The organism is Candidatus Pseudomonas auctus (assembly GCF_048654275.1).
Classification (GTDB): Bacteria; Pseudomonadota; Gammaproteobacteria; order Pseudomonadales; family Pseudomonadaceae; genus Aquipseudomonas; species Aquipseudomonas pharyngis.
On sequence record NZ_JBJYZK010000001.1, the window covers coordinates 320,355 to 344,802 of the forward strand.

At 60.7% G+C, this 24,448-nt stretch carries 24 protein-coding genes and 1 tRNA gene; 16 read left to right on the forward strand and 9 right to left on the reverse strand.

Annotated features, from left to right (window positions below; all coding sequences use genetic code 11):
• Positions 1-116 precede the first annotated feature (116 nt).
• Positions 117-1,043, forward strand: coding sequence for a LysR family transcriptional regulator (locus tag ACKUG4_RS01485; protein ID WP_039772208.1), 927 nt, complete (start codon positions 117-119; stop codon positions 1,041-1,043).
• Between the two features lie 76 nt (positions 1,044-1,119).
• On the opposite strand, the gene ACKUG4_RS01490 is transcribed toward ACKUG4_RS01485, so the two are convergent.
• The gene (locus tag ACKUG4_RS01490) at positions 1,120-1,371 is read right to left on the reverse strand and encodes a DUF2790 domain-containing protein (protein WP_064596091.1); all 252 of its coding nucleotides are present in this window, start codon (positions 1,369-1,371) and stop codon (positions 1,120-1,122) included.
• 374 nt (positions 1,372-1,745) lie between these two features.
• Positions 1,746-1,833, reverse strand: a tRNA-Ser gene (locus tag ACKUG4_RS01495).
• 122 nt (positions 1,834-1,955) lie between these two features.
• Here ACKUG4_RS01495 and ACKUG4_RS01500 point away from each other — a divergent pair.
• Positions 1,956-2,627, forward strand: a complete 672-nt coding sequence (locus ACKUG4_RS01500; RefSeq protein ID WP_007955123.1) for a Bax inhibitor-1/YccA family protein — start codon at positions 1,956-1,958, stop codon at positions 2,625-2,627.
• A gap of 72 nt (positions 2,628-2,699) precedes the next feature.
• Here ACKUG4_RS01500 and ACKUG4_RS01505 read toward each other — a convergent pair whose 3' ends face one another.
• Together ACKUG4_RS01505 and ACKUG4_RS01510 are read right to left on the reverse strand one after the other, a co-directional pair.
• On the reverse strand, positions 2,700-3,026 hold the full coding sequence (locus ACKUG4_RS01505; protein ID WP_064596208.1) for a YceK/YidQ family lipoprotein: 327 nt from the start codon (positions 3,024-3,026) through the stop codon (positions 2,700-2,702).
• Between the two features lie 40 nt (positions 3,027-3,066).
• Entirely contained in the window at positions 3,067-3,504 is a 438-nt protein-coding gene (locus tag ACKUG4_RS01510; RefSeq protein ID WP_064381847.1) for an Lrp/AsnC family transcriptional regulator, read from the reverse strand.
• Between the two features lie 139 nt (positions 3,505-3,643).
• On the opposite strand from ACKUG4_RS01510, the gene ACKUG4_RS01515 reads away from it, so the two are divergent.
• The gene (locus tag ACKUG4_RS01515) at positions 3,644-4,537 is read left to right on the forward strand and encodes a DMT family transporter (RefSeq protein ID WP_064596212.1); all 894 of its coding nucleotides are present in this window, start codon (positions 3,644-3,646) and stop codon (positions 4,535-4,537) included.
• Between the two features lie 2 nt (positions 4,538-4,539).
• Here ACKUG4_RS01515 and ACKUG4_RS01520 read toward each other — a convergent pair whose 3' ends face one another.
• The 3 genes from ACKUG4_RS01520 to ACKUG4_RS01530 form a co-directional block, all read right to left on the reverse strand.
• On the reverse strand, positions 4,540-6,432 hold the full coding sequence (locus tag ACKUG4_RS01520; protein ID WP_445433246.1) for an acyltransferase family protein: 1,893 nt from the start codon (positions 6,430-6,432) through the stop codon (positions 4,540-4,542).
• 73 nt (positions 6,433-6,505) lie between these two features.
• Positions 6,506-7,546 carry an FUSC family protein gene (locus ACKUG4_RS01525; protein ID WP_178076469.1) on the reverse strand — a complete coding sequence of 347 codons (1,041 nt, stop codon included), beginning with the start codon at positions 7,544-7,546 and terminating at the stop codon, positions 6,506-6,508.
• 46 nt (positions 7,547-7,592) lie between these two features.
• Complete coding sequence (locus ACKUG4_RS01530) at positions 7,593-9,218, reverse strand: NADP-dependent glyceraldehyde-3-phosphate dehydrogenase (RefSeq protein ID WP_192564817.1); 1,626 nt, start codon at positions 9,216-9,218, stop codon at positions 7,593-7,595.
• Between the two features lie 231 nt (positions 9,219-9,449).
• On the opposite strand from ACKUG4_RS01530, the gene ACKUG4_RS01535 reads away from it, so the two are divergent.
• From ACKUG4_RS01535 to ACKUG4_RS01545, 3 genes are all read left to right on the forward strand, one after another.
• The gene (locus tag ACKUG4_RS01535; protein WP_445433247.1) at positions 9,450-9,812 is read left to right on the forward strand and encodes a c-type cytochrome; all 363 of its coding nucleotides are present in this window, start codon (positions 9,450-9,452) and stop codon (positions 9,810-9,812) included.
• Between the two features lie 76 nt (positions 9,813-9,888).
• The gene (locus tag ACKUG4_RS01540) at positions 9,889-11,217 is read left to right on the forward strand and encodes a D-arabinono-1,4-lactone oxidase (RefSeq protein WP_445433475.1); all 1,329 of its coding nucleotides are present in this window, start codon (positions 9,889-9,891) and stop codon (positions 11,215-11,217) included.
• Between the two features lie 74 nt (positions 11,218-11,291).
• The gene (locus ACKUG4_RS01545) at positions 11,292-12,500 is read left to right on the forward strand and encodes a DSD1 family PLP-dependent enzyme (protein ID WP_445433476.1); all 1,209 of its coding nucleotides are present in this window, start codon (positions 11,292-11,294) and stop codon (positions 12,498-12,500) included.
• Between the two features lie 3 nt (positions 12,501-12,503).
• Here ACKUG4_RS01545 and ACKUG4_RS01550 read toward each other — a convergent pair whose 3' ends face one another.
• Together ACKUG4_RS01550 and ACKUG4_RS01555 are read right to left on the reverse strand one after the other, a co-directional pair.
• Positions 12,504-12,776, reverse strand: coding sequence for a bacteriocin immunity protein (locus tag ACKUG4_RS01550; RefSeq protein ID WP_445433248.1), 273 nt, complete (start codon positions 12,774-12,776; stop codon positions 12,504-12,506).
• A gap of 9 nt (positions 12,777-12,785) precedes the next feature.
• Positions 12,786-14,099 carry an S-type pyocin domain-containing protein gene (locus ACKUG4_RS01555; RefSeq protein ID WP_445433249.1) on the reverse strand — a complete coding sequence of 438 codons (1,314 nt, stop codon included), beginning with the start codon at positions 14,097-14,099 and terminating at the stop codon, positions 12,786-12,788.
• Between the two features lie 268 nt (positions 14,100-14,367).
• Between ACKUG4_RS01555 and ACKUG4_RS01560 the strand changes: the two genes are divergently transcribed.
• The 10 genes from ACKUG4_RS01560 to ACKUG4_RS01605 all read left to right on the forward strand — a co-directional run bounded on the left by ACKUG4_RS01560 (position 14,368) and on the right by ACKUG4_RS01605 (position 24,446).
• Positions 14,368-14,979 carry a transposase gene (locus ACKUG4_RS01560; RefSeq protein WP_445433250.1) on the forward strand — a complete coding sequence of 204 codons (612 nt, stop codon included), beginning with the start codon at positions 14,368-14,370 and terminating at the stop codon, positions 14,977-14,979.
• A 71-nt stretch (positions 14,980-15,050) separates the two neighbouring features.
• On the forward strand, positions 15,051-16,646 hold the full coding sequence (locus tag ACKUG4_RS01565; RefSeq protein ID WP_085611750.1) for a ShlB/FhaC/HecB family hemolysin secretion/activation protein: 1,596 nt from the start codon (positions 15,051-15,053) through the stop codon (positions 16,644-16,646).
• A 14-nt stretch (positions 16,647-16,660) separates the two neighbouring features.
• Complete coding sequence (locus ACKUG4_RS01570; protein WP_445433251.1) at positions 16,661-18,460, forward strand: DUF2341 domain-containing protein; 1,800 nt, start codon at positions 16,661-16,663, stop codon at positions 18,458-18,460.
• Between the two features lie 11 nt (positions 18,461-18,471).
• Complete coding sequence (locus ACKUG4_RS01575; protein WP_007955109.1) at positions 18,472-18,897, forward strand: ExbD/TolR family protein; 426 nt, start codon at positions 18,472-18,474, stop codon at positions 18,895-18,897.
• Between the two features lie 3 nt (positions 18,898-18,900).
• A complete protein-coding gene (locus tag ACKUG4_RS01580; protein ID WP_103386885.1) occupies positions 18,901-19,605 on the forward strand; it encodes an energy transducer TonB family protein in 705 nt (234 codons plus the stop codon).
• A 39-nt stretch (positions 19,606-19,644) separates the two neighbouring features.
• The gene (locus ACKUG4_RS01585; RefSeq protein ID WP_007955107.1) at positions 19,645-21,342 is read left to right on the forward strand and encodes a putative porin; all 1,698 of its coding nucleotides are present in this window, start codon (positions 19,645-19,647) and stop codon (positions 21,340-21,342) included.
• Positions 21,343-21,358: 16 nt separating this feature from the next.
• Entirely contained in the window at positions 21,359-21,988 is a 630-nt protein-coding gene (locus tag ACKUG4_RS01590; RefSeq protein WP_445433252.1) for a DNA repair protein, read from the forward strand.
• 29 nt (positions 21,989-22,017) lie between these two features.
• A complete protein-coding gene (locus tag ACKUG4_RS01595) occupies positions 22,018-22,485 on the forward strand; it encodes a YbjN domain-containing protein (protein ID WP_445433253.1) in 468 nt (155 codons plus the stop codon).
• The gene (locus ACKUG4_RS01600) at positions 22,482-23,429 is read left to right on the forward strand and encodes a peptidylprolyl isomerase (RefSeq protein ID WP_445433254.1); all 948 of its coding nucleotides are present in this window, start codon (positions 22,482-22,484) and stop codon (positions 23,427-23,429) included. Before ACKUG4_RS01595 ends, ACKUG4_RS01600 begins: the two co-directional genes overlap by 4 nt.
• 39 nt (positions 23,430-23,468) lie before the next feature.
• A complete protein-coding gene (locus ACKUG4_RS01605) occupies positions 23,469-24,446 on the forward strand; it encodes a LysR family transcriptional regulator (protein ID WP_445433255.1) in 978 nt (325 codons plus the stop codon).
• Positions 24,447-24,448 lie beyond the last annotated feature (2 nt).

Here is a 24,448-nt window from a genome sequence, read left to right on the forward strand (position 1 = left end):
GGGCCAAAGGGAATCATTGTTGTCTGCAGAGGTAATATCGGGCTGCGGGCCGACCGTGTAGCATCCTGAAAAAAGCGGTTATCACGGGTGTGCGCCAGATCCACAGGAAGGTCGCGATGGATAAGCTTTCGAACATGTCGGTGTACATAAAGGTTGTCGAGATGGGCAGTTTCACGGCCGTGGCCAACCATCTGGACTCCACGGTCGGTAACGTATCGCGTGCTGTATCTGCGCTTGAAAACGTGCTCGACGCACGTCTGTTGCAGCGCTCGACGCGGCGCCTGTCGGTCACCGATGCGGGGCGACGGTTCTATGAGCGCTGCACGAAAATTCTGGCTGATCTGGAAAGTGCCGAAGCCGAAGCCAGCAATGCGGCGCTGGAGCCTCGGGGAACACTGCGGGTGCATTGCGTCCCCGGGTTGGCTCGGCATCTGGTCACGCGGGCCGTGCTGGATTACCGCCAGCAATTCCCGGATGTGTCCGTGGATTTACTGCTTTCGCAACGCATGCCTAACCTGCTGGAAGACCAATTGGATGTCTCGATTCTGATCGCCCGAGCGCTACCCGATTCCGCATACGTCAGCCAAAAGATCGGTGTCAGCCATTGTGTTCTGGTGGCGTCGCCAGACTACTTGGCCCGGCATGCGCCTCTTGAGACGCCTGAAGATCTGCGTGATCACCAGTGTTTGCTGCTGGGTACGGTGGACTATGCGCGGGATGAGTGGCAGCTCAAAAGCAAGGCGGGGGACGCGACATTTATCCCGACAGGGCCGAGTTTCAGCGTCAACGATATGGATGCGATGGCGCTTGCCATTCGAGAGGGTGCCGGGATTGGCTTGCTGGCCGGTTTCACGGCCATCGACGATCTGCGCTCCGGCAAGCTGGTGCGGGTTTTGCCTGACTACCATACCTACGAGCGTAACGTATATGCCGTCTATACCTCGCGACAGTTCGTCGATGCAAAAATCACGCGTTTCATCGAAACGTTGAAAGATCAGGTTGGCAGTCAGCTGGCAGCCACGGCCAAAGCACTTATCGGTTGAAACGCTGCGGGGCAGAAAGTTATTTGCGCCTCGATGAAGCAACTTCCCGAGGCGCAATGATCGGCGAACAGGTTACTTAGCCCTGGCTGCACCGGCCCATGACCTTATAGGCCAGTACGTGTTGTTTGCCTTGTGAATCCTGGTAGGTCATGTGTGTCGGTACGACTGCACAAATATCCGGCACCGGGTCTTCAGAGATGACCTTGGCGACATCAAGGTGGGTGCCGTAGCCATATTGCTCGACCTGTTGATTCTTGGCATTACCGTCCTGTGCCGCTACCACAGAGCTGAAGCCCAAGAGTGCGACGATGATCATTGCAGTTTTCATGATGAGATTCCCTGAAGTAAGTGTGATCTTGCTGGCAGGACGAACTTTAGGCTCGAGGGGTTTGTGGAAACAGGAGCGAATCAGGGAAAGACTTTTCTACATTCCAAACACAATCGTCAGGTTTCGGACGTCAGAACGCTTGATTTTGGGACTGTCGGCTTTTGACTGAAAACCGCATGTTGAAGACAGCTGCCTCCCTCAGTTGCGAGGTGGAGGAACTAAATTTTTTGGGGGGCGCGCGCAGCCGTGTCGGAAGAGCAGGGGTGCGGAAATGACCGAAAAGATGCGCAAACCATCCTGAGGGAGAGGAGTCAAATTCCTGGATGCCAGAAACGACAAAGCCCTGAATAATCAGGGCTTTGTCGTACATAAGATGGCGGAGGCGATGGGATTCGAACTCATGGACCTGTTACAGTCGACGGTTTTCAAGACCGTTGCCTTAAACCACTCGGCCACACCTCCGTTGCGTTGCGGGCGCCATAATACCTGAATGAAACACACTGTCAAACTCTGTGCATGGCTTGTTACAGAGCGTCTGTTATGATCTTTGCGACTGAACGTTTCAAACCAACAGGAGTGTCGCCATGCGCGAACAGGATTACGCAGTTCACAACAGCGTGCAGGCTGAGCAGCTAGAGGTTAGCCGCGTCCTGCGCAACACTTACGGTCTACTGGCGCTCACCCTCGCATTCAGCGGTGTGATGGCGTTCGTGGCCCAGCAGATGCGGGTCGGCTATCCGAATATTTTCGTGGTGCTGATCGGTTTCTACGGGCTGTTCTTCCTCACCAACAAGCTCCGTGATTCCGCCTGGGGCCTGGTGTCGGCGTTTGCCCTGACCGGTTTCATGGGTTTCCTGCTCGGCCCGATCCTCAACCGTTACCTGGGCATGCAGGGCGGCGCTGAAGTGGTCAGCTCCGCGTTCGCGATGACCGCACTGGTGTTCGGTGGTCTGTCGGCCTACGTGCTGATCACCCGCAAGGACATGAGCTTCCTCGGTGGCTTCATCACCGCCGGTTTCTTCGTTCTGCTGGGTGCGACGCTGGCAAGCATGTTCTTCCAGATCAGCGGACTGCAACTGGCGATCAGCGCAGGTTTCGTGCTGTTCTCGTCGGTCTGCATCCTGTTCCAGACCAGCGCCATCATCCACGGCGGCGAGCGCAACTACATCATGGCGACCATCAGCCTGTATGTATCGATCTACAACCTGTTCGTCAGCCTGTTGCAGATCTTCGGCATCATGAGCCGCGACGACTGATCGCTGCACCGCTATAAACAGAAAACCCGCGAAAGCGGGTTTTTTGTTGCCTGCGAAAATGCGAGCAGGCGCTCAATTGATCTCGATGCTGCCGTCTGCCTGTTGCTTGTAAATCGTGTAGGGCAACAGCAACGTATCGAGCACTCCCGACACGGCTGCATCGACCAGCAGACCCGGCGTCGCGTTCTTGTAGTTGAACGCATCGACGTCATCCGGCTTTTCGGCGTGCAGCATGCAGAAATCGTACGTCACGCCACTGTAGATGCGCGGTACAGCGCCGCAGTAGGATTTTTTAGTCTTCAACTGGTCGGTGGAAGACTTATCGCTGAACGCCACGGTCTGCACCGTCCCGCACCCGGCCAGCATCAACATCGCCAGCATCATTGCCTGAATTTTCATACCGCCAATCCTTCGCCGGAAAAAACACAATCTACGCCGCTCACGCCATCGGCGGCAATCGTCGTTTCACCGGGGTCTTCTTGACGATCGCGGTATTGGTTTCCGCCAGCGTGTTCAGCCGGTCAAGCAGGGTGTCCAGCTGCTCCATCGAGCGCACATGCAGGCGCGCGATAAAACAGTCTTCTCCAGTGACCTTGTCACACTCGGTGAACTCGGGAATCGAAAGGATCTGCCGCTCCACTTCCTGCAACTGCCCCGGCAATGGCCGCACCCGGACAATCGCCTGCAACTGATAACCGAAGCACTTCGGGTCAATCTCTACTGTGTAACCCTTAAGCACACCACGCTCCTCCAGACGCCGCAGGCGCTCGGCCACGCTGGGCGAGGACAACCCGCTGATTTGCGCAAGGGCCTTGAGCGAGCGGCGCGAATCCTCCATCAGAGCTCCGATCAGGATCTGGTCGATATCGTCGGTCATACAAGAAACTCCCGCATTAGGCGAATGGCACAAACCACCCATGATAAAAAAGGCAGAAACCGAGTTTAGCCTGCTTTTTGCGCTGGAGAAGTTTCGGTCTCGCTTGGCATACTTTTGCCACACATTAAGGAGATTGATGATGGACAAAACAATCCGTCGCGGCTCATTCGAAATGACCGCCGCCATGCTGATATCCGGGACAATCGGCTGGTTCGTGCTGGTGTCGGGGCAACCGGTGCTGGACGTGGTGTTCTGGCGCTGCGTGTTCGGCTCCGGGACTTTGCTGCTGATCTGCGCCGCATTCGGCTTTCTGCGCCCAGGCATCCTGACCCGCACCACCTTCCTGCTGGCGGTGCTCAGCGGGGTGGCAATTGTCGGCAACTGGGTGCTGTTGTTCGCCTCGTATTCACGGGCCTCGATTGCCATCGGCACGGCGGTGTACAACGTGCAGCCGTTCATGCTGGTGGGGTTGGCGGCATTGTTTCTGGGCGAGAAGATCACCCTGCAGAAGCTGTTCTGGCTGGCGATTTCTTTCATGGGGATGCTGGCCATTGTCAGTGCCCATGGGGGGCAGGGCGAGGGTGGCAATGATTACCTGATGGGGATCGCGCTGGCACTGGGGGCGGCGTTTCTGTACGCCATCGCGGCATTGATCATCAAGCGTCTGACCGGCACACCGCCGCATCTGATTGCGTTGATCCAGGTCTGCACCGGGGTGTTGCTGCTCGCGCCATTCGCGCATTTTTCAGCGATGCCCGAGGCACCGAGTGCCTGGGCCAGTCTGGTGACGCTGGGCATTGTCCACACCGGTCTGATGTATGTGCTGCTTTACGGCGCGATTCAGAAACTGCCGACCGCATTGACCGGCGCGCTGTCGTTCATATACCCGATCGCGGCGATTTTCGTCGACTGGTTTGCCTTCGGCCACCAACTGCAAACTCTGCAATGGGTCGGCGTGGCGGCAATCCTGCTGGCAGCAGCCGGCATGCAACAGGGTTGGGGATTGAAGTCACGTCGTCTGCTCGCTCAGTGAATTCAGATCTCCTTGACCGCGGCTTTGAACAGTCCTCTTAGTTGTTGATTGCCGGCATCGACCAGATGGTTATCGTCGAAATACAACGGCACACCCTGCTTTGACCCCATGCAGTTACCGTCCGGACAAAGCAGCGGGGTCGGGTCCAGCACCTGTGCATTGCACCGTTTCGCCACAGTTTCAATGGCATCGTTGGCGATTCGGTTGCGTTGCTCGTAATCCTGCAACGGGATGGAAATATCGGCAGTGTCACCAAAAATGCGTTGATGCAGATTCAGGCCTTTATAGACGCTGAACGGCATCTCCGGGATTGGTTTGACGATGTAAACCGGATGGTTTTCGGCGATGGCGCACACGGTGTTCGCGTATTCAGCGACGTAGGCCTCGCTGAAAGACATTGGCTGCTGATCGGGAAAGCGAATCCGATAGCTGTTGTTACGACTCGGATCGGCATACAGCGCCGCTCTGCTGAACAGCACCACTGGAATTCCCGTGTATGAATTCTTCAATATTTGCAGTTTTTCGTGATTGAACGCCTGACATTTACGCTCGAGTGTTTTGTCGTGCATCTGGAAGTTCTGCAATGTCGGACAACCGCCCAGGGACCACGACAAAGCTGCTTGCGGATTATCCATCTGCACGGCAGCGGCGGTGGATTGCGCATGACTGTCGCCAAACAGAATGACTGACACCTCGCCGTTGCCCAGTTTGCAATCGGCTGCGCCATGGGCATTCGGGTGGCATTCCTGGGTATAGAGTTTGCTGGTGTACTCGGGTTGCCCGAAGTCGACAAAGGCAAAGCGCAGTGATGGGTGATTCTTGACCAGCGACGCCGTCGCGGCAGACACGACAACCATTCCGGTCACCCACGATGCATACCTGAAGAGCGTACCGCGTACCGACTTCATCGGCTTGATCCTGGATTCCACCAGGTAATACGACCCGGCACCCAGAACAAATGACAGCGACACTGCGCCCCAGACGTGTGACCAGCTATTGAGCAGGCCACAAGTGTAGAGAAGAACCACCAGTGGCCAGTGCCACAGATAAACCGAGTAGGAAATGGTGCCGGTCAATTGCAGTGGCTTGAACGTGCTGAAGACCGATCGGGTATTACCGTAGATCACCAGTACCGTGCCCACTACCGGTAACAGCGCCAGGTAACCCGGCCACAGATCCTGTTCCGAAAAACACAACACACTACCCAAGATGGCCAGCAACCCAACGCCTTCAGCAATAGATCCGTTGCGCTTGCTCAGTTGCAAGGGAAAGAGATACACCAGTCCGCCGGCAATCAATTCCCAGGCTCGGGTCGGCAGCATGTAGAAGGCAAACACCGGATCCGAGCGTGTGATGACAGTCGAGGCGGCAAAAGACGCAGCAGCCAGTATCAACAAGCTGTAGCGAGTCTTTTGTGCGCCCAGGCACTTGTAAAGCGCCATCAGCAGCAAGGGATACAGCATGTAGAACTGCCATTCGACTGACAGCGACCAGGTGTGCAGCAACCAGTTCTCGTGCAGCGGTGCGTCGAAGTAGCTGCCACCCTTGGCGAACATGAAGTTGGAACTGAACAGCAGGCTGCTTTTGATCGTTCTGATGACGTCGCGAAAGTCATCCAGCGGCAGAAAGACGAAACCGAACAGCAGCAGGGCGAGACACACCACTAGCAACGCCGGGATGATGCGTCGGGCTCTCGAGGCGTAAAACCCCAGTAACGAAAAACGCTGCTGTTCCAGACCGGTGAAGATGATGCCGGTCATCAGGAAGCCGGAAATGACGAAGAACACGTCTACGCCTGAAAATCCGCCGCCGAACCCTGGAACAGCAAAGTGATAGAGCACCACCGACAGCACGGCAAGCGCCCGCAAGGCATTGATATTCGTCCTGAATTGCATTGAAGCGTCCGTCCACGTCCATTGTGGAGGCGCATTGTAGAGAGTATGTCGAGTTTGTTACATCGGAAAAGTCTCAGATATTCCAGCGCGGCGCAGTCTTCGCCAGACGCTGGCGCATCTCGCCGATGTTGGCTGCCAGTTGTCGGGTCAGCAGACGGTAGCCATCCAGCGGGCTGTAAATCGGCGTGTCGAGGCTGGCGTCCGGCAATTCCACCGGACGTCCCAGTCGCTGGACCGCACCGGATTTCAACGCTCGGGCCATGCCGATCAATTGCACGCGAATGTGCCGGTGTTCGGCCTTGAGCGCCGCTTGCAGGTGCGTCATGGCGTCGGGGTCGTTGGCGTCCGGGCGGATGTTGCCGAGGATTTCCAGAGTGCTGATGCACATGCGCAGGTTGCGCTGGATAGCGTCCAGCTCGGTCATCGACACTTTGACTTCCTTGGACACAGAAGGCATCAGCGAACGCAGTTGCACCATCACCGCGTTCAGCCGGTTCATCAACTTCAAGTGTTCGTCGGCGGTCACCGGTTGGCCGCCGATGATCCGTCCGTACACCGTCGCGCAATCGCGCAGCGCGTCGGCCAGGTTGTAGCGCCACGAGTACACCGCGTACAGTGGCAGGGCGAACGAGAAGGCCAGGGCCAGGGCGATACCGATCAGGATATCGACCCCACGCCACAGCCCGTCGGTGATCGGGTTGTCGCCATGCCCGGCGACGATGAACACGGTGATGGCCGAGAGCAGGGCGGTGTAGCCGCCCTTGCCGATGGCGTGATACGAGAAGAATCCGCACACCACCGCCATCGCAAAATAGGTCAGCCACGGCATTCCCAGCCACGCCTGCTGCGCCACTATCAACAAACCGACGCCGGCACCGATCAAGGTCCCGGTGGCGCGTTCGGCGGCTTTCTTGCCGATGTTGCCGTGGTGCTGCAAGCCGCCGATCACCACCAGCATGGTCACCGACGCCCACTCGCCGTGGGGCAGGTTGATGCCGGTGGTCAGCAGGATCGTCGCCAGCAATCCCAGCGCGACCCGCACCGCGTGAATCGTTCGTGCATGGCGATAACGTCGATACGGGTCGAGCAATGGCCGCAGGATCCGCCGCAACAGCGGCGGCCAACGGTGGGGGCTGAAAGTGCTCAGCGCTGATTCCTCCTCAGAAGATGTAGTCGGTGGCGATGAAGTTCGAATCGCGCCCGCGAATGATTTCGCTGATCAGATCCTTGTTGGGTTCCTGGAACTTGGTCGCCACCAGCGTACGGATCGAAAACACTCGCAGCGCATCGTGTACCGACAGCGTGCCTTCGGCGGAGTTCTTGCGCCCGTTGAACGGGTAGGTGTCCGGGCCGCGCTGGCACTGGGCGTTGAGGTTGATCCGCCCGACCTGGTTGGCGAAGGTGTCGACCAGGCGGCCGACCGCCACCGGGTTGGTGCCGAAGATGCTCAGTTGCTGGCCGAAGTCCGATTCCAGCACGTAGTCGATCACGGTATCGAGGTGACGGTACGGCACGATCGGCACCACCGGGCCGAACTGTTCTTCCTGATAGACACGCATCTGCGGCGTCACCGGGTACAACACCGCCGGGTAGAAGAACGAGGCCCGCGCTTCGCCGCCATTCGGGTTGACCACCTGGGCGCCTTTGCTCTGCGCATCAGCCACCAGCCCATGCAGGTAATCGACCTTGCCTGACTCTGGCAGCGGCGTCAGCGAAACCCCGCTGTCCCATGGCATGCCTGGTTTGAGGCTGGCCAGTTTGGCGTTGAATTTCTCGATGAAGCTGTCGACCACATCCTCATGCACAAACAGGATTTTCAGCGCGGTGCAGCGCTGGCCGTTGAACGACAGGGAACCTGTGACCGCTTCGCTGACCGCGTTGTCCAGATCCACCTCGGGCAGGACGATCCCGGGGTTCTTCGCATCCAGGCCCAGCGCGGCACGCAAACGGTGTGGTTTCGGGTGCAGCTTTTTCAGGTCGCTGGCGGCCTTGTTGGTGCCGATGAAGGCGAAGATGTCGATCTTGCCGCTGGCCATCAGCGCGCTGACGGTCTCGCGGCCGCTGCCGTAGATCACGTTGATCACGCCGGTCGGGAAGCTGTCGCGGAAGGCTTCAAGCAACGGGCGGATCAGCAGCACTCCGAGCTTGGCCGGTTTGAACACCACGGTGTTACCCATGATCAGCGCCGGAATCAACGTGGTGAACGTCTCGTTCAGGGGATAGTTGTAAGGGCCCATACACAGCGCCACGCCGAGCGGGACGCGGCGGATCTGGCCGAGGGTATCCTGCTCCAGCTCAAAACGGCTTGACCGGCGGTCGAGTTCTTTCAGCGCATTGATGGTGTCGACGATGTAGTCGCAGGTGCGGTCGAACTCTTTTTCCGAGTCCTTGAGGTTCTTGCCGATTTCCCACATCAGCAGTTTCACCACGGCGTCGCGCTGTTGGCGCATGCGCCCGAGGAAGGCTTCGACGTGCTGGATGCGCTCGGCCACACGCATGGTCGGCCACAGGCCCTGGCCCCGGTCGTAGGCGCGGACGGCGGCGTCGAGGGCGGTGAGGGCGGTGTCGGCGTCCAGCAGCGGCGTGCTGCCGAGGATCACTTGTTCGTCGCCGTTGTCGCCGTGCAGATAGACTGGGCTGCGCACGGTGGCGAGCGGGCCGTCCCAGCGGCGCAACTGGCCATCGACCAGGTATTCGCGTTGCTCGACCTGACCGTCGAGGCGGTATTTTTCCGGGATGTCGCTGACAGAAGGGAACAGGTTGCCAAGGATGTTTGCTGTGGTCATGTCGCTACCCCGTAGAAGATGTCGGCGGGCCGATTGGAAAAGGCTTTACAGGTTATACGCCTGAATTCACTGAAATTTAAACCCGCAAATGTCACGGGAATGTCACGCAAGGCGTAAGCCCTGACTGGCCCCGGATGCCCCCCTCGCTGTCCCGCAATGCCCTCAACCCGCCGCCTTCGCTGCCTTAAGGTGTGATCACAACAATAAGCGGCACCTCACGCGAGGATCTTTATGCGGGCATCCCGATTCACCTGGCTGCTGATGCTGGCCGTTGCACTGGCCGGTTGCGGCGAAGACGCCAACTCCCCGACCTCATCCGGCATCGCCCCTGGGGCCATGCCCTCCGACCCGGCGCTGGCGCAGATCTACGCCAACAGCTGCCAGCTCTGCCACGCCAACCCCGCCGCCAATGCGCCGCTGACCGGTGACCGCAAGGCCTGGGAACCGCGCGTCCAGCAGGGCGCCGACACGCTGCTCGACCACGCCATCAACGGCTACAACGGTATGCCGCCGATGGGCCAGTGCGTCGAGTGCTCGGAAGACCAATTCCTTCAGTTGATCGGCTTCATGGCCGACCAGCCGCTCCCACAATAAGGACCCTGGCATGCCGATAGATCTGACACGCCGGCAGTTGTTGCAACGGGCAAGCATCGTCGGCGCGTTCAGCGCGCTGGCTTCCAATCCGGCGCTGGGCCAGTTGATGCGCGCGCCGCGGCTGATTCCCTGGCGCAACTGGTCGGGCGGGCAGAGTTGCCTGCCGGCGGCGCGGGTGGCGCCGAAGAATCTCGATGAGCTGACGACGGTCATTCAGCAGGCACCGGGCAAGATTCGTCCGGTCGGTTCGGCGCATTCCTTCAGTGCGCTGGTGCCCACCGATGGCACGTTGCTGTCGTTGAGCTATTTCAATGGTCTGCTCGATCACGACCCGAAAACCCTGCAAGCCGAATTCGCCGCGGGCACTCCGATGTCGCGCATGGGCGTGCCGCTCAAGGACATCGGCCAGGCCCTGCAAAACATGGCCGACATCGATTACCAGACCCTCGCCGGGGCGATTTCCACCTCGACCCACGGCACCGGCAAAACCTTCCAGTCCTACTCGGCCCACGTCTGCGGGCTGCAACTGGTGACCGCCAGTGGCGAGGTGCTGGATTGCGACAGCCAGCGTCATCCCGAAGTGTTCAACGCCGCCCGGGTATCCCTCGGCGCGTTGGGCGTGGCCACCAAAATCCGCCTGCAAAACCGCCCGGCCTATCGCCTGCGGGAAACCCAGTGGATCGCCAAGACCGAAGAACTGCTCGAAGACCTGGACAAGAACACAAGCGAAAACCAGCACTGGGAAATGCTCGTCGTCACCCATTCCGATTACGCCTTGTCGATCGCCCTCAACGAAACCACCGACCCGCCCACGCCGCCGATCCCGCCCGAAGAGGAGGGCGGCAACGAGTTCGTGATGTTGATCGAGAAGATCGACAAGTACGGCAGCGATTTCCCGAACCTGCGCAGTTCGCTGCTCAACAGCCTGCGGCATCTGGCGAGTTTCGACGACCGGGTCGGCGACTCGTTCGACATCTACGCCAACGTGCGCACCGTGCGTTTCAACGAGATGGAATATTCGGTGCCCGCCGAACACGGCCCGGCCTGCCTGCGCGAGATTCTCAAACTTATCCGCGACAAAGACCTGCGCACCTGGTTTCCCATCGAGTACCGCTACGTGAAGGCTGACGACATTCCGCTGAGCATGTTCGAAGGCCGCGACAGCTGCTCGATCTCGGTCCACCAGCATTACCAGATGGACCATCACAACTTTTTCGCCGCCGTCGAGCCGATCTTCTGGAAGTACAACGGCCGCCCGCACTGGGGCAAGTTGCACACGCTCAATGCCCACACGCTGCAGACGCTCTATCCGCGCTGGCAGGAATTCATTCAGGTACGCCAGGCGCTGGACCCGAACGGCAAGTTTCTCAACGGGCATCTTTCGTCGATTCTGGGGGTGAGCTGATGGCGGTCAATCGACGTGATTTCGTGCTGGGTACGTTGGGTGTCGGTGCCTTGCTGGTGGGCGTGGGTGCGTGGCTGCGGCCGGGGGATCGCGGCGGGCCTTACAGCGACTATTTCCGAGCGCTGAACAACGAACTCAAGGCCAACGGCCCGATGCGCCCGGTGTTGCTGATCGATCTGGATCGCCTCGATCACAACATCGACGTGGTGATGCGCTCGGTCAAACGCACGGGCAAGCAGTTGCGGCTGGTGGAGAAATCCCTGCCGTCACCGGGGTTGCTCAGCTACATCGGCCAACGGGCGGGGACGCAGCGGCTGATGTCGTTTCATCAGCCATTTCTCAATCACGATGCGGTGACGTTCCCGCAGTCGGACATCCTGCTCGGCAAGCCCTTACCGGTACGCTCGGCTGAGCTGTTCTATCAAACCCACAAAGGTCCGTTCGACCCGACGAAGCAACTGCAATGGCTGATCGACAACCCCGAACGCTTGCAGCAATACCTCGCGCTGGCCCAGGGATTGGGCACGCGGATGCGGATCAACATCGAGCTCGACGTCGGCCTGCACCGGGGCGGCGTCAGTGACGTGAACGTGCTCGGGCAGATGCTCACGCTGATCGCCGCCAACCCGCAGCACCTGGAGTTCGCCGGCTTCATGGGCTACGACCCGTTCGTGGGCATGGGCGTGCCGGGGATTCTCGGTTCGCCCGAGGAACTGTTTGCCAAGGTGATGGTGATTTATCAGCGCTGCGTCGACTTCACCCGGCAGCAATATCCGGCGCTGTGGCATGACGGCTTGTGCCTGAACACCGCCGGCAGCCCTAGTTATCGCATGCATGAAAACGAACACCTGAGCAGTGAAGTGTCGGTGGGGACGGCGATGCTCAAGCCGACGCATTACGATCTGCCGTCGCTGGTTGAACATGAACCTGCCGCGTACATCGCCACGCCGGTGCTGAAAAGCACGGGGGCGGTGAATATTCCGGCGCTGGATGACAAGTCGAAACTGTTTTCGTGGTGGGACACCAACCAGCGGCAGACCTTTTTCATCTACGGCGGCAACTGGATGGCCGAGTTCGAATCACCGCCGGGATTGCAGAGCAATGGTGTTTACGGCCGTAGCTCGAATCAGGAGATGGTCAATGGTTCGAATACCGTGGGGCTGACGGTGGAGGATCAGGTTTTTCTGCGGCCGACTCAGACTGAGGCGGTGTTGCTGCAGTTTGGTGATTTACTGGCGGTGCGCGGCGGCAAGATTGTCGATACCTGGCCTGTGTATACCTGAAGGTTATTCGGGTTTGAACCCTGGCAAGCCTTGCGATGAACGCCATTCTTTTATGGTTCGGGTTATTCCTTCCGCTGAGTCGTCGGCCTCGGGCAGCGGACGATAGATCAGGTTCATCTTCTCCGGATGCCCGACGATCTTGTTGAAGTGGCGAACCAGCAAGTCGGCGCGGGAATCAGAAGGCGCCTGGTCCTCTTTGAATATTTCTTCCAGAAAACTAACGAACTCGCGCTCCGTGTATTCAGAAATGTTGTTTTTGATAAAGGGATCCTTCATTTTCTTTCCTTAATTCTGATGTACGTCAATGTGGTTTCGAGGTGTGTTAACTCGCATGTTATCGACGTCGTAAACCGGACCACCCTCTGAAATCAGCGCCACGTGATGTATCTCATGCGAGATCCTTGAGCCTGCCACATCCGAAATATCGACACGCGGGGCTTTTCCTGCTCGCATACGATCCAGATCCCTGCGCGAAAACTGGGAACTCAATTCCGGCCTTTTCGATACGGCGGTCCAGAACGCTCGTCGGAATGTATCGAAGCTGGAGAAACGACGTCCTCTTAATTGACTGGCCATATTGGTTGGAATTGGCGCTCCGAGTCCGGAACGGGCAGTGTCGAGCCATCGTCCCTCCACATCCTCACCCACCCCCGTCACAATCCCCGGCTCATACCGCGTGCTGAGCACCACATAAATCGGTGCCAGCCCCGCATCCGCCGGAAACCAGACGATTGCGTCGTGATAATCCGGCGGATGCTGCGGATTAACGAGGATGCGGTCAGTCTTCTCGCCCGGCGGATACACCCAGATCGTCGGCAGCGGCGGGGCGCCTTCGAGGGCCGGGATGGAGGGGGCGTCATCGGGGTCGGCGGCGGGTGTCCAGGTCAGCCCGATGCCGTGGCCGAGGTCGGCGACGAAGTGTTCGCCTTCTTGCCGGGCTTTGATGACCGGGACGAACTCCCAGTCCTTCTTGCCACCCGTGTAGAAGCCGTAGGCACTGATGGAGCCGTCGGGCAGTGTCTTGGCATTGAAGCGCACGCGGGTACGGCCGCTGGTGAGCTGCGCGTATTGTTCGTTGGTGTAGAAAGCGCTGTCGGACGAGATATCGGTGTTGGGGATCAACAATGCCAGGGTGCCGGCGGCACTGGCGCCGCTCAGCAGGCTGAGCCCGAGCGAACCACCGAGCCGTTGCCCCAGCGCCCGACCGGTGCCGGAGCCCGCCACCCACTTCAACGGAACGCCTTCAGCGCTGATTGGCACCTGACTGCCGAGGACGGCCCACTGACCATACTCGGCCAACCGTTCGGTCGGGATGAAACCGGCCGGATTGTTGTGATCGATCACGCCGTCCGAAAGGTTGCAGCTTTTGGCGAACACACAACCCCGACCGGGCGCTTGCGGACGCTGCTCGATCTGGCGCAAGTACCGCTCTTCATGTGCCTGCTGGCGAGCGATGATTGCGTCGTAGGTCGCTTCGCGGGCTTTGAATTCGGCGAACTCGGTCGATGTCATGTCCCGTGGGACAAGCCTGCCGTGTCCGGCGCCGCCATTGCCGCCCCGGTATTCCCAGACCTGGGGAATGTCCTTGTCCCGCGCCATGGTTGTTTATCTGTAGATAACGGAAGAAGCCCGCAACCTAACTGGGACGCCCCCTACTGGCGTTAGGACCTTTCCTAAAAGATGCGCGGAAATTTCCTGTTTCGGAGTGTTGCGGCCATGATCCGAAGACCCACTCGATTTTCGTAATGAAGCTTTTATGACAAAAGTTCGGTAGCACATCGCCAGTCCGGTCATGCCTATGTAACGCGCTTGAGGGGCCCTGAGGGGCGCTTTTCACAAGCCGAGGCGGGACGCCGGGAGTGAGGCAATGGGGACTATGGAACGCTACTCGAAAGTGGGCATGCAGGAACTCGATCAACGCCTGTCGAAGATCGTCGAGGCCGCGCGCAAGAAGCCGGTTTCGGTGTATCGCTACGGCGCGCCGTGGGTCTGGATCGTGTCGCAGGATGACTGGCAGGGCGCCTTGAAAGAGGTTTCCAGCTACATTCCGCCGGGTCATTCGCTGGTGCTGCTGCGCCCGCAGATCGACGATTTGCTCGACGCCCACCGCGACCTCCTGCACGACCTCAATGCCCGGCCCGGCATGCTGATCGCTCCGCAGACGGTCATGCACATCCTGCTGCTGCAACTGCTGTATTCGGTGCCCAGCGAGCAGCAGCTCTACGAACAGCTCAATTACAACCTGCTGTTCCGCTGGTTCGTCGGCCTGGGCCTGAACCAGAAAGTCTGGAGCTTCAACGTCCTCAGTCGCGACATCGCCACGCTGCTCAACGAGCCGCGTGCGGTGCAGCTTATCCAGAAAATCATCGGTGAAGTGTTCTGCGGCGCGCTGCTGCAAATGCCCGAGTTCTCCTTGAACTTCGCGCTGCTGCACACCTGGCTGGGCAAGCACGCCGCGGTCCCGCACGTCAGCAATTAACAACGCCAGTCATTGACGCACACGCAAGGCGCAAAAGCGCCAACAGGTCATCGCGAATTTCAGGGGGTAGTGTGGAGCAGATTTTCACGTCACGGCTGGCGCTGTGGGGCTGGCTGCTGGTGACGGCCGGCGCGCAGCCGGCGTTCGCCGAAGAGGCCGAGAACGCAGCGGCGCAGCGTCTGGTGGACGTCAACGAATACTTCGTGCGCGGCAACACCGTGCTCGATGCGCGGGCCATCGAAGAAGCGGTGTACCCGTTCCTCGGCCCGCAAAAAGCCTTGAGCGACATCGAAGGCGCGCGGGATGCCCTGCAAAAGGCCTATCAGGAGCGCGGTTATCAATCGGTGTTCGTCGAACTGCCGGAGCAGGCGGTGGCCGACGGCATCGTCTACCTGCAAGTCAGCGAAACCAAGGTCGGCCGGGTGCGGGTGGTTGGCGCCAAACACTACTCGCCGCTGGATATTCGCGACAATGTCCCGGCGCTGAAGGAAGGCGAGGTGCCGGACTTCGCCAAGGTTCAGGGTGAACTGGCGCAGCTCAACAAGACCCCGGGTCGGCAGGTGATGCCGCTGGTGCGCGAAGGCCAGCGCCCCGGCACCATGGATGTGGACTTGCAGGTCGAAGACCAGAACCCGTGGACCGCCAGCGTGGGGCTGAACAACGACTACAGCGCCGACACCGAAAAACTGCGCACCGTCACCAGCCTCGGCTACAACAACCTCTGGCAGCTGGGGCACAGCGTCAACCTGACGTTCTTCACCGCACCGCAGGAGACCGACAACGCCAAGGTCTGGTCCGGCTCTTACACCGCGCCGCTGACCGAGCGCTGGAGCGTGCAGTTCTCCGGTTACCAGTCCGACAGCAACGTCGCCACCATCGGCGGCAGCAACGTGCTCGGCAAGGGCCATTCCTACGGCGTAGCGGCGATCTACACGATCCCGTCCAGCGGCAACTGGTCGAACTCGCTGTCGGCCGGCATCGACTTCAAGGACTTCGACGAACGCCTGACCCTGTCCGGCGAGAGCGACAAGGTGCCGCTCAAATACGCACCGTTCACCTTCGCCTACAACGGCTATCGCTACAGCGAAAAGAGCCAGCTCGGCCTGGGTCTGAGCCTGGTCGCCGCCACCCGCAGCATCTTCGGCTACGGCAGCTCCGACGAAGACTTCGACTACAAACGCTACCGCGCCAACCCGAGTTTCGCCGTGCTCAAGGGCGATACCAACTTTACCTGGACCTTCGACAGCGACTGGCAGAGCGCGAGTAAAGCCGCGTTCCAATTGGCGTCGGGGCCGCTGGTTTCCAACGAACAATTCTCCGCTGGTGGCGCCACTTCGGTGCGCGGTTATCTGGCCGCCGAACGCACCGCCGATGACGGCTTCCTGCTCAGCGAAGAGCTGCGCACGCCGTCGCTGGCCAAGTACGTCGGCGGCTGGATGCAGGACTGGCGCTTCTACGCCTTCGCCGAGGGCGCGCAACTCTACCTGCGCGACGAACTGCCGGACCAGGACGCCAATTACGCCCTGGCCAGTGTCGGCCTCGGCACCCGCGCCAGCCTGAGCAAATGGCTGTCCGGCAGCCTCGACTGGGGCTACCCGCTACTCGAAGGGCCGAACACCTCGAAACAGGAATCGCGCCTGCACTTCAACCTTCAGGCCACTTTCTAACAAGGAGCACCTCCATGCAGCGCCTTTTCCTTTCGTTGTTGATCTGCCTGGGCTTCGTGCTCCCGGCCACGGCTCAGGCCTGGTGGCAAGACGACTGGCATTACCGCAAACAGATCGCCGTCGACACCACGCCGCAAGGTGCCGCGATCAATCAGGCCCTGGGCCGCACCGCGCTGTTGGTGCGCCTGCACACCGGCAATTTCACCTTCGACGGCGTGAAGGAGGACGGCTCGGACCTGCGCTTCGTTGCCGCCGATGACAAGACCGTGCTCAACCACCAGATCGAAAGTTTCGACGCGCTGATGGGCATGGCGCTGATCTGGGTCGATGTGCCGAATGTCGAGGGCGGTCAGCGTCAGGACATCTGGATGTATTACGGCAACCAGAAAGCCCCGACCACCGGCAACGGCCAACTGACGTTCGATCCGAATTACACCGCGCTCTATCACTTCGACGGCGCCACCGGCACTCCGGCGAAAGACACCACTGCTTACGGCAACACCGCGCAGAGCGCGACCGGCGCAAGCATTGACGGCGTAGTAGGGCGGGCCTTGCAGTTCAGCGGCCAGCCGTTGCGGTTGCCGGCCAGTCCGTCGTTGCAGCACAACGCTGGCAGCGCGTTCACCTTCAGTGCCTGGCTGCGACTGGATCAGGCCAATGGCGAGCAACTGATCCTGGCCCGCCGCGAAGGTGCCAACAGCCTGCTGGTCGGTGTGAATCAGGGCGTGCCGTTCGTGGACATCGACGGCCAGCGCGCCGTCGCCACGCAACCGCTGAATCCGGGCCAATGGCAGCACGTCGCGCTGACCGCCGAAGGGGCGAAAGTGACGCTGTACATCAACGGTCGCGAGGGTGCGACACTGGCTCAGGCGATGCCGGCGTTCAACTCGGTCATGGCCATTGGTGCTGATCTTTCCCCGAGCGCTTTTCAGCCGTTCGTGGGTGCCATCGATGAATTGCGCCTGTCGAAAGTCGCCCGTCCGGCGCCGCTGTTGCTGGCCGACGCCACTTCCCAGGGCGCCGAGTCGAAACTGGTGGCTTACGGCGTCGATGAAGAACAGTCCGGTTTCGGTTTCGGCAGCCTCGGCTTCCTGCTCAACGCGGTGCCGGTGGACGCCTGGGTGATCATCGCGGTGCTGGTGCTGATGATGTTCCAGTCGTGGATCATCATGCTGCGCAAGAACCGCACCCTCAGTCGCGTCACCGCCGCCAACGAAGATTTTCGCGTGCAGTTCGCCAAGGTCGGCACCCGCCTGGAAATGTTCGCCGACGACACTCAACTCGCCCAGCGCCTGCAGCACTCGCCGCTGTGGCGTCTGTATCAAGTAGCGGTAAAAGAGATCCGCACCCGCCGCGAGCAGGGCGCCGATACCTCGTCGGTTTCCGCTGCAACCATCGAAGCCATCCGCTGCTCGATGGACGGCGTGCGCACCCGGGAAAACCAGCAGCTCAGCTCGAAACTGTCGACCCTGTCCAACGCCATCGCCGGCGGCCCGTACATCGGCCTGCTCGGCACCGTGCTGGGGATCATGGTGGTGTTCCTCGGCACGGCCATGGCCGGCGATGTCAACATCAATGCCATCGCGCCAGGTATGGCCGCAGCCTTGCTGGCGACCGCCATGGGCCTGTTCGTAGCGATCCCGGCGCTGTTTGGCTACAACCGCCTGATCACCCGCAACAAGGAAGTCAGCGCCGACATGCGGGTGTTCGTCGACGAGTTCATTACCCGGCTGGCGGAGATGCACGGCGAAGGCCAGTCCAGTGAAGCGGCGCATCAGCGCGGTCATCACGCCAACCACTCCGTACCGGCCTGAGGAGCAAAGACATGGCGTCCGTAAATGCCTCCCACGACGATGACGAAGATGCCGCAGTGGACAGCATCAACATCACGCCTCTGGTGGACGTGCTGATGGTGGTGCTGGTGATGTTCATCCTCACCGCCACCGCGCAGGTCTCCGGGATCCAGATCAACCTGCCCAAGGCCAGCGCCGCCGTGTCGCTGTCCGAGGCCAAGACCAAGGCGATTTCGGTCAACGACGGCGGCCAGGTGTTCCTCGACGCCTACCCGGTGACCTTGCCGGAGCTGGAAGAACGCCTGCGCATCGAAAAAGCACAGAACCCGGACTTCCCGGTGATCGTGCGCGGCGACGCTACGGTGCAGTACCAGAAAGTCATCGAAGTGCTGGACCTGCTGCGCCGGCTCGAACTGTCCCAGGTCGGTCTCGTTACCGGCAAACCGACGCAGGGCTGAGTGATGACTGCACAACTGCCAATCGAGCCTTTGCCGGTGAAAAAGTCGCCACTGCGCTACGTGAAGTGGGGCGCCGGGCTGCTGCTGGGCGCCGTCGCGGCGTTCCTGTTGTGGCAGTGGGCCAACGACATGAGCGGCATCCGCCGGGAAGCGCCGAAGGTGCCGACGATCATTCCGTTGCCGCCACCGCCACCACCGCCGCCGGAAAAACCGCCGGAGCCGGAAACCCCGGTGGAAGAAAAAATCGTCGAGCCCGAGCCAACGCCCGAACCGCAAGAGGTCAAGCCCGAGGAAGAGGCACCGCCATCGCCGGCGGACGACCTGGCCAACCCGATGCAAATGGACGGCGACGCCCAGAGCGGCAGCGACGCCTTCAACATCGGCGCGGGCAAGGGCGGCGGCATGGCCGGTTCCGGCGGCGGGCGACTGGGTAATGGCACCTACAGCCAGTTCCTGGCGTTCACTTTCCAGAAGCTGCTGCGCGAGAACCCCGACCTGCGCAACCTCGCGTTTTCGCTGCAGGCCGATGTGTGGCTGAGCAGCGTCGGCGAGATCACCCGGGTCGAGCTGATCAAGTCCAGCGGCAACCCCGAGATTGACAGTCAGGTGCTGGCCGCCTTGCGTAACGCGCCCCACCTGAGCGAACGGCCACCGGCCTCCATCACCTTGCCTGTGCGCATGTCCCTGCAAGGGCGACGTCCGGGTTAACCGAATTCATAAAGCTGTATGAAAAGGAGTTGTGTGCAGATGATTTCCAACGTGAATCGATTGTCCCTGGCGGTCGGCATGGTCATCGCGACCCTGGTCGGTCAGGCTGCGGCAGCGCCTGCGCCCTCGGAGAACGCCACGATCAATCTGATCCGCTTGCTGGTCGAGCAGGGCATTCTGAAACAGGACAAGGCCGACGCGCTGATCGCCCAGGCCCAGAACGAAGCGGCCCAGGCCAAGCAGGCTGCGGCGTCTACTGCCGTGGCGGCCGGGCCGGTCGCAGCGCCTGGCGATGTGCGGGTGCAATACGTACCGGCTGCGGTGCGCGACCAGATCCGCGATCAGGTCAAGGCTGAGGTTATGGCCACCGCCAAGCAGGAAAACTGGGCCGCGCCCAATACGTTCCCGGACTGGGCGTCGCGCATCAGCTTCGACGGCGACATTCGCCTGCGTGACGAATCGCGCTATTACTCGGGCAGCAACAGCAACGAAATCGTCGACTTCGCCAAGCTCAACAACAACGGCCCATACGACGTGAACCCCAACAGCAGCACCGCGTTGCCGCCGTTGCTCAACACCCGCGAAGACCGCGAAAACCTGTTCCGCCTGCGCGCCCGGCTGGGCATGAAAGCGGTGATCTCGCCGGAATGGACCGCCGGCATCCGCATCGGCACCGGCTCGGACAACAACCCGGTGTCGACCACCCAGAACCTCGGCGGCGGCTTCTCGAAAAAGGACATCTGGCTCGATCAGGGTTACCTGACCTGGAAGCCGTCGGATGAACTGACCCTGACCGGTGGCCGCTTCGCCAACCCGTTCATGTCCACCGACATGCTGTATTCCAACGACCTGAACTTCGACGGTGTGGCGGCGATTTTCGACCACAAGCTCAGCCGCGACTGGGGCGTGTTCGGCACCGTCGGCGCGTTCCCGGTGGACTACACCAACGACACCACCACCAGCAACGGCTTCGACAAGGAAGAAAGCGACAACAAATGGCTGTACGGCGCGCAGATCGGCGCCAAATGGGCGATCAACAGCAACAACCGCTTGAAAGGCGCGCTGGCCTACTACCGCTTCGACGACATCGAAGGCCAGCGCTCCAGTCCTTGCGAACCCTGGGCCGGCGCACCGGGCTGCGACAGCGACGGCACCCGCGCAGCATTCATGCAGAAGGGCAACAGCGTGTTCCTGCTGCGTGACATCACGCCGAACCCGCTCAACCCGACCACCACGCCGCAACCGCAATTCGTTGGCCTGGCGTCCGAATTCAACCTGCTGGACCTCAACGTGGTGTGGGACGCCGACCTGCCGGAAGACTTCAAACTGCGCAGCCAGGGCAACTACATCCACAACCTCGGCTACGACGAAGGCGACATGCGCAAGCGTTCGGCCGGGCAACTGGTCAACAACCTCGACAGCAACGGCAACATCGAAAGCGGCGCCAATGCGTGGATGGTCCAGTTCACCCTCGGCAACGCGCTGGAGCTGAAGAAGCAGGGCGACTGGAACCTGTTCGCCGGCTACAAGTACATCCAGCCGGACGCCTTGCCGGACGGCTTCAACGATTCGTCGTTCCACCTCGGCGGCACCAACGCCAAGGGCTACTTCCTGGGCGGCAATTACGGCCTGGCGAAGAACGTCTACGCCACCGGCCGCTGGCTGAGTTCGGAGGCGGTGTATGGCGCGCCGTTCGACATCGACGTCATGCAGCTTGAGATCAACACGCGCTTCTAAGCGCGGGGAGAGGGTTATGAAAATCCGCTTTTTATGGCTTGGACTCGGGATGTTGATCGCCACCGGGGCGAGCGCCGAAGGCATGGAGGAACGCCTGCGCACCCAGTTGCGCAGCACCACCCAGCAGCTGCAAACCCTGCAAAGCCAGCAGGCCCAGGCCAGCGCCGCGCAACTGGCGGCGCAGAACGAAGCCAAGGCTGCACAGGCGCAAATCAAGCAATTGACCGCCGAACTGGCCAAGGCCAAAGGCCTCGCCGAGCAACTGGCCGGGCAGCAGCAAGCCTTGCACAGCCAGGCCCAGGCGCAAGTCGCGGCCAGCAACGAGCAGACCGGCAAGTTCAAGAAAGCCTATGACGAGTTGTTGGTCATGGCCCGTGCCAAAGAGGCAGAACGGTCTAAGCTTCAAGCGCAATTGGCTGAACGTGACACACAAGTGCAGCAATGTTCGGTCAAGAATCAGCAGATGTACGGCGTGGCCAAGCAGATTCTCAGCGCCTACGAAAACATCGATGTGGCCGAGGTGATGAAGATCCGCCAGCCCTTCGCCGGCAGTGCCCGGGTCAAGTTCGATGAACTGGCTCAGGGCTTTGGCGATGAACTGTACAAGACTCAATTCGATGCGCCGCAAGCCGCGATCGCGCACTGATTAAAAGACTCATGGACAAGGAAGAAGTAATGACTCAATTGATCTCCCACGTATCCCCGCAATCCCTGACCGACGTGCTGCAAGCCGCCGGTTACCGCGTCAACCAGACCGAACAGAACGGCATCGTCCAGTTGCTCAGCGCCAGCCAGGGCATCGGCTATGCCGTGCGTTTCGGCAACCCTGCGGTGGTGGAGCAGGGCAGCTACGTCGACTTCACCTTCAGCTGCGCCTTGCGCGTGCAGGGTGAGTTGCCGGCGGGTGTGGCCGAGCAGTGGAACGCAACACGCCGGTTTGCCCGGTTGTCGTTGCAGGGCGAGTTTCTGGTGATGGAGATGGACGTGGTGGTGGCCGCTGGCGTCAGCGGCGATTACCTGCGCGGCAACCTGGAATTGTGGGATCGCCTGTTGCAGGAGTTCATCGTTTACCTGCGTGATTTCACCCAGAACGCAGCTGCCGCCCAGGCGCCAAAAGTTGAGCAAGAGGAAGTCGCGCTGTGACAAAACCTGCCATGGTAATCAGCGCCGCTGCGGTGGCGCTGTTGGTGGTCGCCGTGGCGCTGGTGGTGCGGCCGGGCAATGACCCGGTCGCCGCCCAGCAACCGGCGCCGGTCATTGCGGCCAACAGCGGGCCTGCGGTGGCGCGGTTGGGCAATCAGCAGGTGTCGCCGGAGGAATTGCAGGCGCTGCTGGCGGCCGTTCCACCGCAAACTCGCGAGCAACTGCGCGGTAATCGTGAGGCGCTGGAGCGCTGGATTCGTTCACGCCTGGCCGAAAAAGCCGTGCTGGAACAGGCCGACGCCCAAGGCTGGGCGCAGCGTCCGGAGGTAGTTCGGCAAACCCGTGCAGCCACCGAACAGATCGTGTTCCGCGACTATTTGCAGTCGGTGAGCCAAGTGCCGGCGGATTACCCGAGCGCTGCTGAATTGCAGCAGGCATATGACGCGGGCAAGGCCAACTGGCAGACGCCGGCGCTGTATCGGGTCAGCCAGATTTTCCTCGGGGTGAATGAGCCACAGAACCTTGAGGCGGTGCGCAAGCAGGCGGCGGAGTTGAGCAAGAAAGCCCAGGCAACTTCGGCGGACTTTGCAGCACTGGCGAAGGAGTTTTCTCAGGATCGCCTCACCGCTGAACGTGGTGGAGATACCGGCCTGCAACCCTTGCAGCAACTGGTGCCGGAAGTGCGTGGTGCGGTGGCGCGGCTCAAAGTCGGCGCGGTCTCCGATCCCGTTCAAAGCAGCGCCGGTTTCCACGTGATCAAACTCACCGAACAACAACCGGCCCGCACCGCGACCCTCGACGAATTGCGTGATCAACTGACCCAGGCCTTGCGGGCACAGCGTCAGGAACAGATCGCCCAGGCGTATCTGGACGGCATGCTCAATACCGCAACGCTGAGCATCGACGGGGCTGAGCTCAACAAGGTGCTGGAGACCAAACCCTAAGCGCGGCACACCAAAACAAAGATCGACAGGGAGTCATCGATGTCATTCACCGAACCCGCAGCACGACCGAGCAGCGCCGATTTCCGCTGGCCCCGGGACAAGGACGAACCCTGGCTGGCGCAAGCCGCAACCCTGGACGGCGACGTCGCGCAATACTTTCTGGTCAGCGCCCGTTGCGGCTGCTTCATGCAGGCCGCCCGCAGCCTCAACGTGCGCTCGACCCTGCTGCGCAAGCAACTGGCGCAGCTCGAACAGCAACTGCAATGCGCACTGTTCAGCTTTCAGGGCAGCGCGCTCAGCCTGACCCGCGAAGGCCAGCAATTGCAGGCGCAACTGATCGCTTTGGCCCACGAACGCAAGCTGCCGGTGATTGAGCAGCCCTTGATCAGGCTGGCCGTCGCCGAGTCGATCCTGCATGACATCCTTGGCCGCGACCTCATCGCACTGCTGCGCCGCAACGCCAGCGTGCGCCTCGAGATCATCGCCCTCGACAGCGAACTGGCCCTGCGCGCGGTCAGCGCCGACATCGTGCTGTGGCTCGCCCACGGCGAAGCTCCGCACCCCGGCCCGACCTTCGCCACCAGCGAACCGCAACGCCTGGCGCAACTGGAATACCAGCCGCACATCGCCAAACGCTATTCGCGCGTGACTGCACGCCCGGAAAGCCCCGATGACCTCGCCGATTTCATGCTGGTGCAATGGCAGCACGATCGGCAGATCGACAGCTTTCGGCCGTGGAATGAACTGGTTGAACAGCGTCTGGCGGGCGTGGTGCAGATGCAGTCTTACGAGCTGATGCTGGAGATGATCCGGTGCAGCGCGTGCATCGGGTTGCTGCCGATGTACATGAGCCGGTTTGATCGCGGGTTGGTGGCGTTGCCGGGGTTGTTTGAGGAGGCGATGCGGTTGCAGGCTTGGTTGGCGGTGAACAGTGAATCGCAGGAGGTTGAAGAGGTGCAGGTACTAGTGGAGTTGATACGGCGGACGTTCAATGAGCGACAGGAGTGGTTTGAATAGCT